1 pseudogene is annotated in these 939 nt (G+C 59.3%); it reads left to right on the top strand.

Features of this window, described 5'->3' with window-relative positions:
- Positions 1-171 precede the first annotated feature (171 nt).
- Positions 172-801: pseudogene (gene istB, locus BKY27_RS19615) on the top strand (IS21-like element helper ATPase IstB); the annotation flags it as partial.
- Positions 802-939 lie beyond the last annotated feature (138 nt).

Here is a 939-nt window from a genome sequence, read left to right as displayed (position 1 = left end):
CCCGGCCGTGGTCTACTGGCTGCGAAAAGACGAAACCCAAACCGGTCAGCAGGTGCAACGAGTAGCTTGATTTACGCAGATCCTGTCCAACCGATGGGGAGTAGCTCATCCAATCCGCACCCCGAGCTTCGGGATCGGACGACTTGGGAGGTGTTTGAGCGCGAAGTCCAGCATGAACCGCAACAGATCGTAGGCGACCTGTTGAACGCCGAGATCAGTGAGAAACAGGCGCGCTCGATCAAATACCAGATGACGATTGCCAAGCTGCCCCTGGCGAAAGAGGTCGACGAGTTCAGCTTCGAGGACACGCCAGTTAACGAGACACTGGTGCGAGATCTGGCTGGCGGAGAGTTCCTCGAGCATCAGCGCAACATCGTGCTGATCAGGGGCACCGGGACCGGCAAATCCCACGTCGCCGTGAGCATCGCCCGAGCCTGCATCCGACGCGGCAAGCGTGGCCGCTTCTTCAATGTCGTCGATCTGGTGAACAAGCTCGATGCTGAAGCCCGTGCAGATCGCTAGGGTCGCGTTGCAGACCTGCTGTGCCGCTTGGACTTCCTGATCCTCGACGAGCTCGGCTACCTGCCATTCGCTCAGACCGGCGGCCAGCTCCTGTTCCACCTCACCAGCCGTCTCTATGAGCGCACCTCAATCATCGTGACGACGAACTTGGACTTCGGCGAATGGCCCACTGTCTTCGTGGACGCCAAAATGACGACGGCGCTCCTCGACCGCCTCACTCATAACTGCGACATCGTCGAAACCGGCAACGAGAGTTGGCGCTTCAAAACCCGAGAATGACGCCCTCAACCCGCTGGCCCGATACGGCTGTGCTGCGTGAGGGCTGCACCGCATCGGGCCCCCCAAGTTCGACAAAATCAGGCGCGATTTTCGCTTTTTGACGTGGTGGCCTGAGTCATTTCAATGAGTTATGGGGGC

Origin of the sequence: Nioella nitratireducens (assembly GCF_001879715.1) — a bacterium.
Lineage (GTDB): Bacteria > Pseudomonadota > Alphaproteobacteria > Rhodobacterales > Rhodobacteraceae > Nioella > Nioella nitratireducens.
Note: the sequence above shows the minus strand (reverse complement) of the source record. Positions and strands in the feature narration are given on the sequence as shown.